The organism is Bradyrhizobium embrapense, assembly GCF_001189235.2.
GTDB lineage: Bacteria > Pseudomonadota > Alphaproteobacteria > Rhizobiales > Xanthobacteraceae > Bradyrhizobium > Bradyrhizobium embrapense.
Genome location: NZ_LFIP02000002.1, coordinates 1,026,558 through 1,038,153, shown reverse-complemented (window position 1 = coordinate 1,038,153; position 11,596 = coordinate 1,026,558). Strand labels below are relative to the sequence as shown.

The window sequence follows — 11,596 nt, the reverse complement described above, 5'->3', positions numbered from 1 at the left end:
CACCGTCAGTTCAGCAGGATTCTGTTCTTCGACAGGAACATGCGCCGGCCATCGGCGTCGCCCTCGATGACGAGGTCCCACTGCCCTGCCGCGACGCCTTCAACGCGGCCGCTATAGCTCCCACCTCCGGCCTCACCAATCTCGATTGCCCGGTCGGCGCGACGATCGATCGGCCGTTCGAGCCGGGCGAGGAAACTCATTCCCGTCAGCGGTGCGCCGGCGTGGTCGCGCGCCTCGAGTGCAAGTGCGGCGCTGCCGTCAGGCCGCCGATCGATATGCGCCTGGACCCGCCAGTCGCGCTCGTTCTGCTGCCTGGCCGCGTCGATCTCGCGTTGATAGGCGAGGCTCGCGCTGTAGGCGCTGTCGACCTCGGTGCCCGGCAGAGTCGAAATGGCAAGCCGCATCATGACCATGTTCACGCTGATGACGACGGCGAAGAACGCGATCGTCGTGACCAGGACGAAACGCCCGGTGATGGGTCGCGCGGCTGAACTGGAGGCTGCCATGGCGAGATTTCCGTGGTTAGGGAAGAACGAAGTGGTCGGTCGCGAAGGCGACCTCTCCGAGGCCGATGTCGGTGACGCGGAACGTGACCGGCACGGACTTTTCCGCTTTTTCATCGAACGGCACCGTCACCAGCACGCGAAGTTCGGTGGTGGTGTCGCGGCCAAGCACGATCATCGGGCGGTCTGGCGTCACCGAGTCCGCACCGATGACGTGCAGCTTGGCGTCGGTTGGTCCATCGACGTCGATCGCGATCACACGATCAAAGCCGCGCTTGTTGAGAAAGCGCAGCGTGTACCCATTGCGGATCGCGCCGTCGCTGAGACGCACCGCGATCGGGTTGCGGTCGTGCAACACGTTGACGTCCAGCAGGGTCCGCGACATCAGGGCATAAAGCATCACCGCACAGACCACGGTGATCAGGCTGGCGTAGACGACGGTACGAGCACGAGCCGGCTTGAAGATCTCTTCCTTGCCGGCGATGCGCCGCTGAACATTGATATCGTTGTCGTAGCCGATCAGACCGGTCTTGCGGCTGACCTTGGTCATGACGGCATCACAGGCATCGATGCACAGGCCGCATTGGATGCAGCCAAGCTGCGCGCCCTCGCGAATGTCGATCCCGGTCGGACACACGGCCACGCACTGGTTGCAATCGATGCAATCGCCGGCCTTCTCGCCGAGCGAGCGAATGTCGAACGCCTTCTTCACCGAGCAACGTGGTTCGCCGCGATCGTATTTATAGGTGACGTTGAGCGCCCATTCGTCGGTCAGCGCGGCCTGGATCCGCGGCCACGGGCACATATAGACGCAGACCTGCTCGCGCATGTAGCCGGCCAGCAGATAGGTCGACGCGGTCAGGATCGCGATCCAGAGATAGGCGATCGCCGGTGCCTGAAAGGTCGCCAGATCGCGCACCAAGGTCGGCGCATCGGCGAAGTAGAGCACCCAGGCGCCGCCGGTCCACCAGGCGATCAGCAGCCAGATCGCATGCTTCAACGCACGGCGACCGGCTCGCTTCACGGTCATTGGACCAGCGTCGGCCTTCATCTGCGCGCGGCGGTCACCTTCGACCAGGCGCTCGACAGCATAGAACAGATCGGTCCAGACCGTCTGCGGGCAAAGATAGCCGCACCAGATCCGGCCACCGAGCGCATTCATCAGGAACAGGGTGAGCGCCGCCAGCACCAGAAGGCCGGTGAAGTAGTAGACTTCCTGCGGCCAGAGCTCGATGAAGAAGAAATAGAAGCGGCGGTTCGGAAAATCGATCAGGACCGCCTGGTCGGGCGCGCCGAGACCCCGATGCCAGCGCACGAAAGGCAGCAGGTAATAGACGCCGAGACAAACGGCCATCAGCCGCCATTTGATCGAGCGGAACCGGCCCGAGACGCTCTGCGGGTACACCTTCTTGCGGGGCGCGTAGAGCGGCCCATCTTCGTCGGTCATGAGTTCGTCAGGCGGCACGGGCTTGTTCATGGGCTGCTCGAATGAGGCTCTCATTGAAACCTACATCCCCGCACCAGGTCCGGGTTTGACCTCGGTCAATGATCCCGGACGCCCTCGTTGGTGGCGGCTATTTGCCGCCACCGAGCGAGTGCACATAGACCGCCAGCGCCTTCACGGTGACCGGGTCCAGCCGGCCGACCCAGGCCGGCATCACGCCGGCGCGGCCGTTGGTGATGGTCTCGATCAGGGTCTCCTCGTCGGAGCCGTAGAGCCAGATCCGGTCGGTCAGGTTCGGCGCGCCGAGCTCCTGGTTACCCTTGCCGTTGTCACCGTGGCAGCTGGTGCAATTCTCGGCGAATATCTTCTTTCCTGCCGCGGTGTCGAATTTCGGCGCGGTGGAAAGGCCGGAAAGCGAGCGCACATAGTTGGCGACCGTCACGATCTCGTCCTTCTTGAGAACGCCGTCGCGGCCGAACGCCAACATCTGGCCTTCATGGGCCTTGGCGTGTCCGGAACGAGCACCGAACTGGATGGTCTGCATGATCTGGTCGAGCGAGCCGCCCCACAGCCAGTCGTCGTCGTTCAGGTTCGGATAGCCCTTTGCACCCGCGCCGCCGCTGCCGTGGCAGGGCGCGCAATTGTCGGCGAACACGGTCTTGCCGCGGGCACGCGCCAGCGCGAGCAGAGCCGGGTCCTTCTCGATGTCGGCCAGCGAGGCGCTGCCGAGCACCGCCATCTTCTCGCCACGCAGCTTCTCGAGATCGGCAAGGTCGGTCGCGACACTGGCGCGGGTGGAATAATGGAACAGGCCGGTCGTGTAGCCCGAGACCAGCGGCCAGGCCGGATAGACGACCCAATAGCCGATCGCCCAGATGATCGTCGCATAGAATGTCAGGACCCACCACCGCGGCAACGGCGTATTCAACTCCTTGATGCCATCCCACTCATGACCGGTCGTGCTGCGGCCGGAAACGCGGTCAATCTCGTTGTGCTCGCTCATGATCGGTCAGTCCTCCCGCAGCGGCATCCGGGCTGCAGCATCGAAGAGAGATTTGTTGCGGGGCCAAAGCGCGTAGACGACGATGGCGATGAAGATTCCAACGAAGACGGGAGTCCAGAGCGTGCCGACCAGGCTGGATGCGAAATTCTCGACTTGGATGATCGCTTTCATGCTCGTGTCCTCAGCGCAGATTGGCTTTTTCGTTGTAGAGCTTGAAATCGACGAGCGTGCCGAGCATCTGCAGATAGGCGATCAGCGCGTCGAGCTCGGTCGGATTGCCGGCCTTGCCGTCGAAGTTGCGGACCACCGCCTTCGGATAGCGCTTCTGGAACGCGTCGGTGCCGGAACCGTCTGGATCGACCTGTGCTCTCAGATCGGCGGCCGCGTTGACGATCTGCTCGTCGGTATAGGGCACGCCGACCGCGCGGTTGGTCCGCAGATGAGCCGCGGCGTCGGATGGGTCGAGCTCCGTCCTGGCGAGCGCCGGGTATCCGGGCATCACCGACTGCGGAACGATCGAGCGTGGATTGATCAGGTGCGTGACGTGCCAGTCGTCGGAATACTTGCCGCCAACGCGCGCAAGGTCGGGTCCGGTGCGCTTGGAGCCCCACTGAAACGGATGGTCGTACATGCTCTCGGCAGCGAGCGAATAGTGGCCATAGCGCTCGACCTCGTCGCGCAGCGGCCGGATCATCTGCGAATGGCAGAGGTAGCAGCCCTCGCGGACATAGATGTTGCGGCCGGCGAGTTCGAGCGGCGTATAGGGCCGCACGCCATCGACCGCCTCGATCGTGCTCTTCAGGTAGAACAACGGCGTGATCTCGACCAGTCCGCCGATGGCAATGACGGCGAGAATGCCGACGATCAGAATGATCGAGTTCTTCTCAAAGATCTTGTGTCTGTTCCAGAGAGACATGTCGTGACCTATTCGGCAGGCTGGAGGGCACTTGCGCCCTCGGTTTCGCTGGCTCGGCCGGCATTGACCGTCATCCAGAGATTGAACGCCATGATCAGAGCGCCGACCAGGAACAGCGCGCCACCGGCCGCGCGGATGATGTAGAAGGGATGCATGGCCTCGACGGACTCGATGAAGGAATATTCGAGGAATCCGAGCGAGGTGTAGGCACGCCACATCAGGCCCTGCAGGATTCCCGACACCCACATCGCGGAGATGTAGAGCACGATGCCGATGGTCGAGATCCAGAAGTGCCAGTTGACGAGCTTCACGCTGTAGAGCTGGCGATTCCAGAGCCACGGGACGAGGCAGTACAGCGCGCCGAATGACACGAAACCGACCCAGCCCAATGCGCCGGAATGCACATGGCCGATGGTCCAGTCGGTGTAGTGGCTCAGCGAATTGACCACCTTGATCGACATCATCGGTCCCTCGAAGGTCGACATGCCGTAGAAGGCGACCGAAACCACCATCATGCGCAGCACGGGATCGGTGCGCAGCTTGTCCCACGCTCCCGACAGCGTCATCAGGCCGTTGATCATGCCGCCCCAGGACGGCATCCAGAGCATGATCGAGAACGTCATGCCGAGGGTTTGCGCCCAGTCCGGCAACGCTGTGTAGTGCAAGTGATGCGGGCCGGCCCAGATGTAGAGGAAGATCAGCGCCCAGAAATGAATGATCGACAGCCGGTAGGAATAGATCGGACGCTCCGCCCGCTTCGGAATGAAGTAGTACATGATCGCCAGGAAGCCGGCGGTCAGGAAGAAGCCGACCGCATTGTGGCCGTACCACCACTGGAACATCGCATCCTGGACGCCGCCCCAGGCGATGTAGGACTTCGAGCCGAGGAGGGAGACCGGCAGCGCCGGGTTGTTGCCGAGATGCAGGACCGCGATCGTGATGATGAATGCCAGGTAGAACCAGTTGGCGACGAAGATGTGCGGCTCCTTGCGCTTCACGAGCGTCATCAGGAACACGAGCAGATACGTCACCCAGACGATCGTCAACCAGAGGTCGGCGTACCACTCCGGCTCGGCGTATTCCTTCGACTGGGTCACGCCGAGCAGATAGCCCGTGCCGGCGATCAGGATGAAGAAATTGTAGCCGACCACGACGAACCACGGCGACAGGTCGCCTGCAAGGCGCGTGCGGCAGGTCTTTTGCACGACATAGAACGATGTCGCGATCAGGACATTACCGCCGAATGCGAAGATCACGGCCGACGTATGCAGCGGCCGCAGGCGGCCGAATGTCGTCCAGGGCAGATCGAAATTGAGCGCCGGCCAGGCCAGCTGCAAGGCGATGATGAGCCCCACGGTGAAACCCGCGATGCCCCAGAACATCGCCATGGCGGAAGCAAACTTGATCGGGCCTAAATTGTAGTTGGGGCGCCCGCCGATCTCCGCCGGAGGCAGCTCGGCCGGACGGTCAAGGTAGCGGTTGCCGATCATGATCACCGCGATCAAGCTGGCGGCGCACGCGAGCGACGCGTGAAAGCTAAACGCCGCATCGTGCCCCATCGCCGCGCCGAGAAAGCTAATGAAGGCAAAGGCTGCGAGTGCCGACGCCAAGCCGGCCTCGCCCATCGTCATCGACTTTGAAACGGAGGATGGACCTGTCATGTGGAGGCTCTCTTTGGATGCGATGACGTCAGGGAAATCACAGTCTCGCTGCCAGCTGCTTGATCGGCATCAATTCCGGTGCCGTACCGCGTGCCGCCGGCGCCGCGGCTCAGTGCGGTCAAGGTCATTTCGTTCGGACAGTATCTTGCCGGGCTGGCCCGGCGCTCCCGCGCGAGATCATCGGCGCAACGTGCCTTCTCCTGGCAAAGACCGCACACGCGCTGCAGATCGCGCAACACATCGCAATGGGAAGAAGCGAGCGTCTGCTCGGACAAGCCTGCATGCTCGAGACGCTTGCCGAGCAACTCCGGCGAACCTTGCTCGCGGGCAAGGGCACGAAGGTCCGGCGTCGAGAGGTTGAGCTCTTGAGCGATCTCGTCGACCTCTCGAGGAGTCATGAGATCGAATTCATGTCGACGTGCAAGAAATGCCCGTAAGCGGGCGAGGAGACTCTCGAATTGCGGCGAGCTGCTGCCTTCTGATCGGTCGGTCATTATTCAAGCCCCGTTTTGGCTCTTCACCTTTAATCGAAGGACGCAATTGTCGATTTGATCTCGGTCAAACGCGCGACGTCGCGGCAATCGATCGCGGCCGCCGCGCAAGATCATTAGCCACCCCAGGCTGATGGCAATGTCGGCGGCGTTCGAAGCTCCATGGAGTCCGCAAAGATCGTCCAGTCGCGGACACCCTTCTGTCTGCAGAAGTCGGCTTCGGCCAGCTGTGCGGCCGCAGAAAGCGAGACTGCGTCGACCTTGAACGCTGCCTGGCAGGCGCGATGTTCATGGCCGGTATCGTCGCAAACTGTTTTGATGAAACGAACGTCGAATGATGTCATGGCACCCTCGCGTGGGCTGATTCGATGCTCATGCTGTCACTGGTGCGAGATGCCCGTATTGATCTGTCGCAACGGAATGCGCTGCGGCGCGGTGCCTTGTTGCGTCGAATATTGAAGGCACCAGGGCCTTGAGCGACCTCAATCGCCAGGACCGCGAGCGAGGCACGTTCTGTCCGGGACACGCCCTCCGGAACGACGGCCAGACCGAACGAGGTGCTATTTGTCGCGAGACGTCCAATCTGGGGCTGACGGCCGGACTGCAGGTATTGATGTTGATGTTGTTTTGCCGCCGACGGTCCATCCGGAGGCAACGATCGCGAAGCCCACGATCATACAGATCGCAAGCAACGTTGCGGCGAATCCCACGACATCGGCGCTGACCACGGCGATCACAATCAGCGGGATCAGCAGCGGTGCAGGGCGAGCGATCATCCGACCGTCTCGCTCGCCGCTTTGGCGGCCGCCGCTCGCTCGTCTTCCGCGGATTGGATATAGAAGCCGGAATAGGTGTCGATGTAGCACAGATGATCGTGCACGTCCTTGACGCCGGCGACATTCTCCGCGGCGACGATCGCCGCCTGCCTCGCCCGCTCGTCCATGATGATCCCACGAAGATGCACCACGCCATCGAGCACCGAGACTTGCAGCCCGAGCGGACACCAGTTTGCGCCATCGAGGGCTCGCACAATGCGATCGTGGATGTGCTGGTCATCCGCTGTGGGATCCGGAACCTGATGCGCGATGGACGCGACCGCCCGCAGCAGGTCCGCCCGCGTCACGAGGCCGACGAGCCGCCCGTCACGCATCACTGGCAGCCGTTTGACACCCTTCTTCTCCATGAGGTCGACCAGATCGGGCAGCGGCGTTTCTTCCGTCACGGTGACCGGGTCGCACGACATGATCTCTCCGACCTTCCGCCCTCGCTCGTGGACGAAGTCCGCGGCCGCATAGCCGGAGCCGAGAAGAAACCTAAACCAGCCGCTACGCCGGCGCTGCGTGCCGATCTCGCTTCGTCGCAGAAAGTCACTCTCCGACAGGATTCCAACCAGTCTTCCAGCCGCATCGACCACCGGCAGGCCGCTGATGTGGTGATCCATCATCAGCTTCGCGGCGTCGAGAATGGACGTCTCGGTTCCGACAGTGATGACGTGTCTTGCCATAATCTGATGTGCACGCATTGCCGCTCTCCTTGCATCGCCTGCGACCAAGGTCACACGCAATCGGCTCATCTGCGTTGATCTTCCTCAACGCCTGCGCTTGACGGAAATCAAGGCGACGCGACCGATGATCAACGATGCTGATGTCCTGTCAGGAGATCAGAATCATGCTGCAGAACCTGCTTGCCTCGATGGGAGCGTTGGTGATTGTCGTCGTGACGTTCGCCAGGATGCTCCAGCGGCCAAGAGGGCCGCTCAGGCAGCCTGCCAAATCAGCCTCCACCAGCTCCGTCGGCGCCGACCGTTCTAGACCGCCGCCTGCCCCGATCCGACCACCCGACTGGAATTTTGACCTGCATCAAAACGGGGCGAAGCGCCACCGTTAGGGTGGTCATCCATCAGGATCGTACAAATGTCAGACATAAGGGCTTGGCGCCCCATCATCTTCTCGTGCCCAAATACCGGCGATCGAGTTCAGGGCCTGCTACCTGCCGTCGCATCCGAACTCCCGGCTGACGAACTGCACTCGATTTCCTGCGCCGCCTGCGACGGCGTCCACTTCATCAATCTGCAAACCGGTGCCGTCGTCAGTCCCAAGGGCAGCTAGCCTGGTCGCGAGAATCACGCGGACCAGAAGCTATCGAGTTGACGCGCGTCAACGCGCAGGGGCAGCCCGCATGAGAAGCAATACTCCTCACAACGAAGGATGTTGGACATGACAGACCATAGCGAAGCCCGTCCCGTCTCCGACGCGATCCAGAGCTACGCGAAGCGGGCAATGGCGGTGCAGTCGGAATTCTCGGAGAAGCTGATCGAGGCAAACCAGCACTGGTTCGAGCAGATCCAGATCGAATCGAACGAAGCTTGGGAGCTTTTCCGCAGGTTCAACTCTACCGCCTCGGTGGCCGAGAAAATCACGGCTCTGCAGGACTGGGCCAAGGGTGCTACCGCGCGTAGCGCAAGCGACGCGACGTACGCGATCGAGACCGCGCGTTCGCTGGGTACGATCGAGCTGAACTTGTTTGCACGAAAGACCAGCGGTGTCGACGAGGCTATTCAGGAGGCAGCCTGACGTGCCAACACGCGACGCTCCAGAGCGCCCAGAAGCGGGCGTCAGCGCGACATGGGAGGGGGTCGCTACGGCCCCCTTCGACCGCGACCTTGAGCTAGCCGTGATCGAAGGTAATGCGATTCACAAGCTCGTCTTCCCCTGCCGCCGCATCCTGGGCGGCTGGGTAAAGGCGGAGACCGCCGAACGCATCCTGGTGCAGCCGACGCATTGGCGTTCCTGGGTCAGATAGACCTGTCCCGCCGCCTTGGCCGGCGCGCGGTCGGTGGCTTCCGCCGTCCGGACGTTGTAGGATCGGTCGGGCTGAGGGCTTCGCCGGGGAAATATGTCCGATCGCATCTGGTACCGTTATGGCACTGCCGCGGCAGCGGCCGCGCTCGTCTTCGCGGTGCGCGCGGGGCTTGATAACTATTTCGAAGACCGGACCTTCACGATCATCTACGTGCCCGCCGTATTGTTCGTGGCATTCGCCGGTGGCCGCGGCCCGGCGATCTTCACCACCCTGCTGTGCCTCATCATCAGCGCCGAATTCCTCGGCAAGAGCCTGGTCACCGACCCTGCGAATCTGATCGATATCGCTTGCTTTGCCGTCCTCGGCCCGGTCCTCGGCTTCATGGGCGACCGCCTGTTGCGCGAAAGCGATCAGGCGCGAAATCGCCAGGCCCATCTGCAATCGATCCTGGACACGGTCCCTGACGCCATGATCGTGATCGACGACCACGGCATCATTCGCTCCTTCAGCGCGGCAGCCGAGCGCCTGTTTGGCTGGAAAGCGGACCAGGTCGTCGGAAACAACGTTTCGAGCCTGATGCCCCAGCCGTATCGCGGCGAGCACGACCGGTACCTCGAACGTTACCTTACGACCGGCGAACGGCGCATCATCGGCATCGGCCGCATCGTGGTTGGAGAACGAAGCGACGGCTCGACCTTTCCGATGGAGCTCGCCGTCGGCGAGGCCAAGGTGCGCGGAGAGCGCTTCTTCACCGGATTCATCCGCGATCTCACCGAGCGCCGCGCGCAGGAGCGGCGGCTTCAGGAGCTGCAATCCGAGTTGGTCCACGTGTCGCGATTGACCGCGATGGGAGAGATGGCGTCCTCGATCGCGCATGAGATCAACCAGCCCCTGTCAGCCATCACGAACTACATGCGCGGCGCGAAGGCTTTGCTGGCGTCGAAGACACCGGATGCTAACCGCATTCAGGACGCGCTCGAGCGCGCCGCACAGCAAGCGCTACGGGCCGGCGACATCATCAAGCGCCTGCGCGAATTCGTCGCCAAAGGCGAGACCCAACACTCCCTGGAGAGCCCTGCCACCTTGCTTGAAGAGGCCGTCGCGCTGGCGCTGCTCGGCGCCAAGGAGCAGGGCGTCCGGGTGGCGATCCGCAGCGACCGCGACATGCCCTCGATCATCGTCGACAAGATCCAGATTCAGCAGGTCGTCCTCAACCTGGTTCGCAATGCGATCGAGGCGATGGCCTCCGGCCCACGCCGCGAGTTGACCGTCGGCGTCACCAAGGCTAACGGAGTTGCGACGTTCACTATCGCCGATACCGGCCCGGGCATCAGCCCTGACATCGCCGACCGCCTGTTTCAGCCCTTCATCACGACAAAGGAGCATGGCATGGGCGTCGGCCTCTCGATCTGCCGGACCATCATCGAATCCCATGGTGGACGCATCGATGTGATGCCAAACGCGGGTGGTGGCACGGTCTTTCGGTTCATCCTACCGTTCGCGGAGGACGGAGAAGAAGCATGACGACGCGGCACACAATTCTCGTAATCGACGATGACCCAGCGATGCGCGACTCACTGGCCTTCCTGCTCGACGTCAACGGCTTTGCCGTGACGACCTATGAGACGGCAACCGACTTTCTCGATCAGTTCAAGAGCAGCGAGGTCGACTGCATCGTATCGGATATCCGGATGCCCGGCATGAGCGGCCTCGAACTGATCCGCAAGCTCAAGGCCGACGCGGTAGCATGTCCAGTCATTCTGATGACCGGCCATGGAGACGTCGCACTCGCGGTCGAGGCGATGAAGGCAGGTGCGGTTGATTTCATCGAAAAGCCATTTGAGGACGAGGCGCTGTTGCGCGCAATCGGCGAAGCTTTGCAAGCACAGTCCGCGGCCCCGGCCGACGATACGATCAAGCGCGAGGCCGAAGCTCGCTTGGTGGATCTCTCGCCGCGCGAACGTGACGTTCTGCGGGGTCTCGTGGCAGGCAAGATCAACAAGGTGATCGCCCACGACCTTGGCATCAGCCCGCGCACGGTGGAGGTCTACCGGGCGAACCTGATGGCTAAGACCAATGTGCGCAGCATGTCGGAACTGATGCGGATCGCGATCGCTGCCGGGCTCTAGCCATCGGCCGCGTCCCTGGGCTTCAGTAATCAAACGCTGGTCGCCGTCGGTACGACAGCAGCACGCGAAATGTCGCGCGCCGGCAGCCTGCCCCCTACAATGTGGGCCGACGTCAATCGCCGGTGAGCGCTCGCGCATGCAGCAACGAAATGCGCCATTCCGCGTTGATCCCGATCAAGCGAAATGGGCCGAGGCAGATCAAGATGGTTTTTGCCGAACCATTGTTTGTGGGTGAAGTCGACCAAACGAGAAAGGGCCATCGATGGACGAGATCACACACTTCATTGCCCTGCCGTACGATCGGACCGATGGCGAACTCGTTCCAGGCCAGCAGGCCAAATGCGCCAGCCCGGCCGCGGCGATTGAGCACGCCAAGCACTTGTGGAAGACGTTCGGCCATGCTGGTGCTGCGGCAGTCGTCCGTACCGGCCATCCCGAGACGAAAACGACCGTGCTGCGGACATATGGCATGGTGCCAAGCGACCTCGAGCAGGACCAGTCTCGTCCTGGCTTCCAGTAAATCTGCGATTTGTTGCGCTGGCTCAAATCGCCACCCGGCACCGCATGCTTGAATAGGGCTGGTAGGACGAGCGATCCATTCTCCCTGGGGTTGTCTCGATATTAATGCCCGGCTTTTGCCGGGCATC

The 11,596-nt window shown here is 62.3% G+C and carries 16 protein-coding genes; 5 read left to right on the top strand and 11 right to left on the bottom strand.

The window, feature by feature from the left end:
* Positions 1 to 5: 5 nt before the first annotated feature.
* The 10 genes from AKN83_RS12400 to AKN83_RS12360 form a co-directional block, all read right to left on the bottom strand.
* Positions 6 to 506, bottom strand: a complete 501-nt coding sequence (locus tag AKN83_RS12400; protein WP_050402624.1) for a FixH family protein — start codon at positions 504 to 506, stop codon at positions 6 to 8.
* Positions 507 to 522: 16 nt separating this feature from the next.
* Positions 523 to 1,980 (bottom strand): cytochrome c oxidase accessory protein CcoG, encoded by a 1,458-nt coding sequence (gene ccoG / locus AKN83_RS12395; RefSeq protein ID WP_050402625.1) that lies wholly within the window; start codon positions 1,978 to 1,980, stop codon positions 523 to 525.
* A 97-nt stretch (positions 1,981 to 2,077) separates the two neighbouring features.
* Complete coding sequence (ccoP, locus tag AKN83_RS12390) at positions 2,078 to 2,950, bottom strand: cytochrome-c oxidase, cbb3-type subunit III (RefSeq protein WP_050402626.1); 873 nt, start codon at positions 2,948 to 2,950, stop codon at positions 2,078 to 2,080.
* A 6-nt stretch (positions 2,951 to 2,956) separates the two neighbouring features.
* Positions 2,957 to 3,121: a cbb3-type cytochrome c oxidase subunit 3 gene (locus AKN83_RS12385; RefSeq protein WP_050402627.1), complete on the bottom strand. Its 165-nt coding sequence runs from the start codon at positions 3,119 to 3,121 to the stop codon at positions 2,957 to 2,959.
* Positions 3,122 to 3,131: 10 nt separating this feature from the next.
* A complete protein-coding gene (gene ccoO / locus AKN83_RS12380; RefSeq protein ID WP_050402628.1) occupies positions 3,132 to 3,866 on the bottom strand; it encodes a cytochrome-c oxidase, cbb3-type subunit II in 735 nt (244 codons plus the stop codon).
* An 8-nt stretch (positions 3,867 to 3,874) separates the two neighbouring features.
* Positions 3,875 to 5,497, bottom strand: coding sequence for a cytochrome-c oxidase, cbb3-type subunit I (ccoN, locus tag AKN83_RS12375; RefSeq protein WP_430641541.1), 1,623 nt, complete (start codon positions 5,495 to 5,497; stop codon positions 3,875 to 3,877).
* Positions 5,498 to 5,523: 26 nt separating this feature from the next.
* Positions 5,524 to 6,021 carry a hypothetical protein gene (locus AKN83_RS39575; RefSeq protein ID WP_157113334.1) on the bottom strand — a complete coding sequence of 166 codons (498 nt, stop codon included), beginning with the start codon at positions 6,019 to 6,021 and terminating at the stop codon, positions 5,524 to 5,526.
* 113 nt (positions 6,022 to 6,134) lie between these two features.
* Complete coding sequence (locus AKN83_RS12365; protein WP_063695308.1) at positions 6,135 to 6,362, bottom strand: hypothetical protein; 228 nt, start codon at positions 6,360 to 6,362, stop codon at positions 6,135 to 6,137.
* A 216-nt stretch (positions 6,363 to 6,578) separates the two neighbouring features.
* The gene (locus tag AKN83_RS39570; RefSeq protein ID WP_157113333.1) at positions 6,579 to 6,794 is read right to left on the bottom strand and encodes a hypothetical protein; all 216 of its coding nucleotides are present in this window, start codon (positions 6,792 to 6,794) and stop codon (positions 6,579 to 6,581) included.
* Complete coding sequence (locus tag AKN83_RS12360; protein WP_050402631.1) at positions 6,791 to 7,540, bottom strand: CBS domain-containing protein; 750 nt, start codon at positions 7,538 to 7,540, stop codon at positions 6,791 to 6,793. Before AKN83_RS12360 ends, AKN83_RS39570 begins: the two co-directional genes overlap by 4 nt.
* A gap of 146 nt (positions 7,541 to 7,686) precedes the next feature.
* On the opposite strand from AKN83_RS12360, the gene AKN83_RS12355 reads away from it, so the two are divergent.
* The 5 genes from AKN83_RS12355 (at position 7,687) to fixJ (ending at position 10,949) form a co-directional block, all read left to right on the top strand.
* The gene (locus tag AKN83_RS12355; RefSeq protein ID WP_157113332.1) at positions 7,687 to 7,905 is read left to right on the top strand and encodes a hypothetical protein; all 219 of its coding nucleotides are present in this window, start codon (positions 7,687 to 7,689) and stop codon (positions 7,903 to 7,905) included.
* A 329-nt stretch (positions 7,906 to 8,234) separates the two neighbouring features.
* Positions 8,235 to 8,591, top strand: a complete 357-nt coding sequence (locus AKN83_RS12350) for a hypothetical protein (protein WP_083992050.1) — start codon at positions 8,235 to 8,237, stop codon at positions 8,589 to 8,591.
* A 100-nt stretch (positions 8,592 to 8,691) separates the two neighbouring features.
* Entirely contained in the window at positions 8,692 to 8,820 is a 129-nt protein-coding gene (locus tag AKN83_RS41715; RefSeq protein WP_283807365.1) for a hypothetical protein, read from the top strand.
* A gap of 93 nt (positions 8,821 to 8,913) precedes the next feature.
* The gene (locus tag AKN83_RS12340) at positions 8,914 to 10,344 is read left to right on the top strand and encodes a PAS domain S-box protein (RefSeq protein ID WP_050402635.1); all 1,431 of its coding nucleotides are present in this window, start codon (positions 8,914 to 8,916) and stop codon (positions 10,342 to 10,344) included.
* The gene (fixJ, locus tag AKN83_RS12335; RefSeq protein ID WP_050402636.1) at positions 10,341 to 10,949 is read left to right on the top strand and encodes a response regulator FixJ; all 609 of its coding nucleotides are present in this window, start codon (positions 10,341 to 10,343) and stop codon (positions 10,947 to 10,949) included. The genes AKN83_RS12340 and fixJ overlap by 4 nt, the downstream gene beginning before the upstream one ends.
* Before the next feature lie 112 nt (positions 10,950 to 11,061).
* On the opposite strand, the gene AKN83_RS39565 is transcribed toward fixJ, so the two are convergent.
* Positions 11,062 to 11,349, bottom strand: coding sequence for a hypothetical protein (locus tag AKN83_RS39565; protein ID WP_157113331.1), 288 nt, complete (start codon positions 11,347 to 11,349; stop codon positions 11,062 to 11,064).
* Positions 11,350 to 11,596 lie beyond the last annotated feature (247 nt).

Bases quoted from the DNA above. Each gene is read 5' to 3' on its own strand.
- AKN83_RS12400 (WP_050402624.1), bottom strand. From the start codon at position 506: ATGGCAGCCTCCAGTTCAGCCGCGCGACCCATCACCGGGCGTTTCGTC.
- AKN83_RS12365 (WP_063695308.1), bottom strand. From the start codon at position 6,362: ATGACATCATTCGACGTTCGTTTCATCAAAACAGTTTGCGACGATACC.
- AKN83_RS12340 (WP_050402635.1), top strand. From the start codon at position 8,914: ATGTCCGATCGCATCTGGTACCGTTATGGCACTGCCGCGGCAGCGGCC.
- AKN83_RS12350 (WP_083992050.1), top strand. From the start codon at position 8,235: ATGACAGACCATAGCGAAGCCCGTCCCGTCTCCGACGCGATCCAGAGC.
- ccoO (WP_050402628.1), bottom strand. From the start codon at position 3,866: ATGTCTCTCTGGAACAGACACAAGATCTTTGAGAAGAACTCGATCATT.
- fixJ (WP_050402636.1), top strand. From the start codon at position 10,341: ATGACGACGCGGCACACAATTCTCGTAATCGACGATGACCCAGCGATG.
- AKN83_RS12385 (WP_050402627.1), bottom strand. From the start codon at position 3,121: ATGAAAGCGATCATCCAAGTCGAGAATTTCGCATCCAGCCTGGTCGGC.
- AKN83_RS39570 (WP_157113333.1), bottom strand. From the start codon at position 6,794: ATGATCGCTCGCCCTGCACCGCTGCTGATCCCGCTGATTGTGATCGCC.
- ccoG (WP_050402625.1), bottom strand. From the start codon at position 1,980: ATGAACAAGCCCGTGCCGCCTGACGAACTCATGACCGACGAAGATGGG.
- AKN83_RS39565 (WP_157113331.1), bottom strand. From the start codon at position 11,349: ATGGCCGAACGTCTTCCACAAGTGCTTGGCGTGCTCAATCGCCGCGGC.
- AKN83_RS12355 (WP_157113332.1), top strand. From the start codon at position 7,687: ATGCTGCAGAACCTGCTTGCCTCGATGGGAGCGTTGGTGATTGTCGTC.
- ccoN (WP_430641541.1), bottom strand. From the start codon at position 5,497: ATGACGATGGGCGAGGCCGGCTTGGCGTCGGCACTCGCAGCCTTTGCC.
- AKN83_RS39575 (WP_157113334.1), bottom strand. From the start codon at position 6,021: ATGACCGACCGATCAGAAGGCAGCAGCTCGCCGCAATTCGAGAGTCTC.
- ccoP (WP_050402626.1), bottom strand. From the start codon at position 2,950: ATGAGCGAGCACAACGAGATTGACCGCGTTTCCGGCCGCAGCACGACC.
- AKN83_RS12360 (WP_050402631.1), bottom strand. From the start codon at position 7,540: ATGCGTGCACATCAGATTATGGCAAGACACGTCATCACTGTCGGAACC.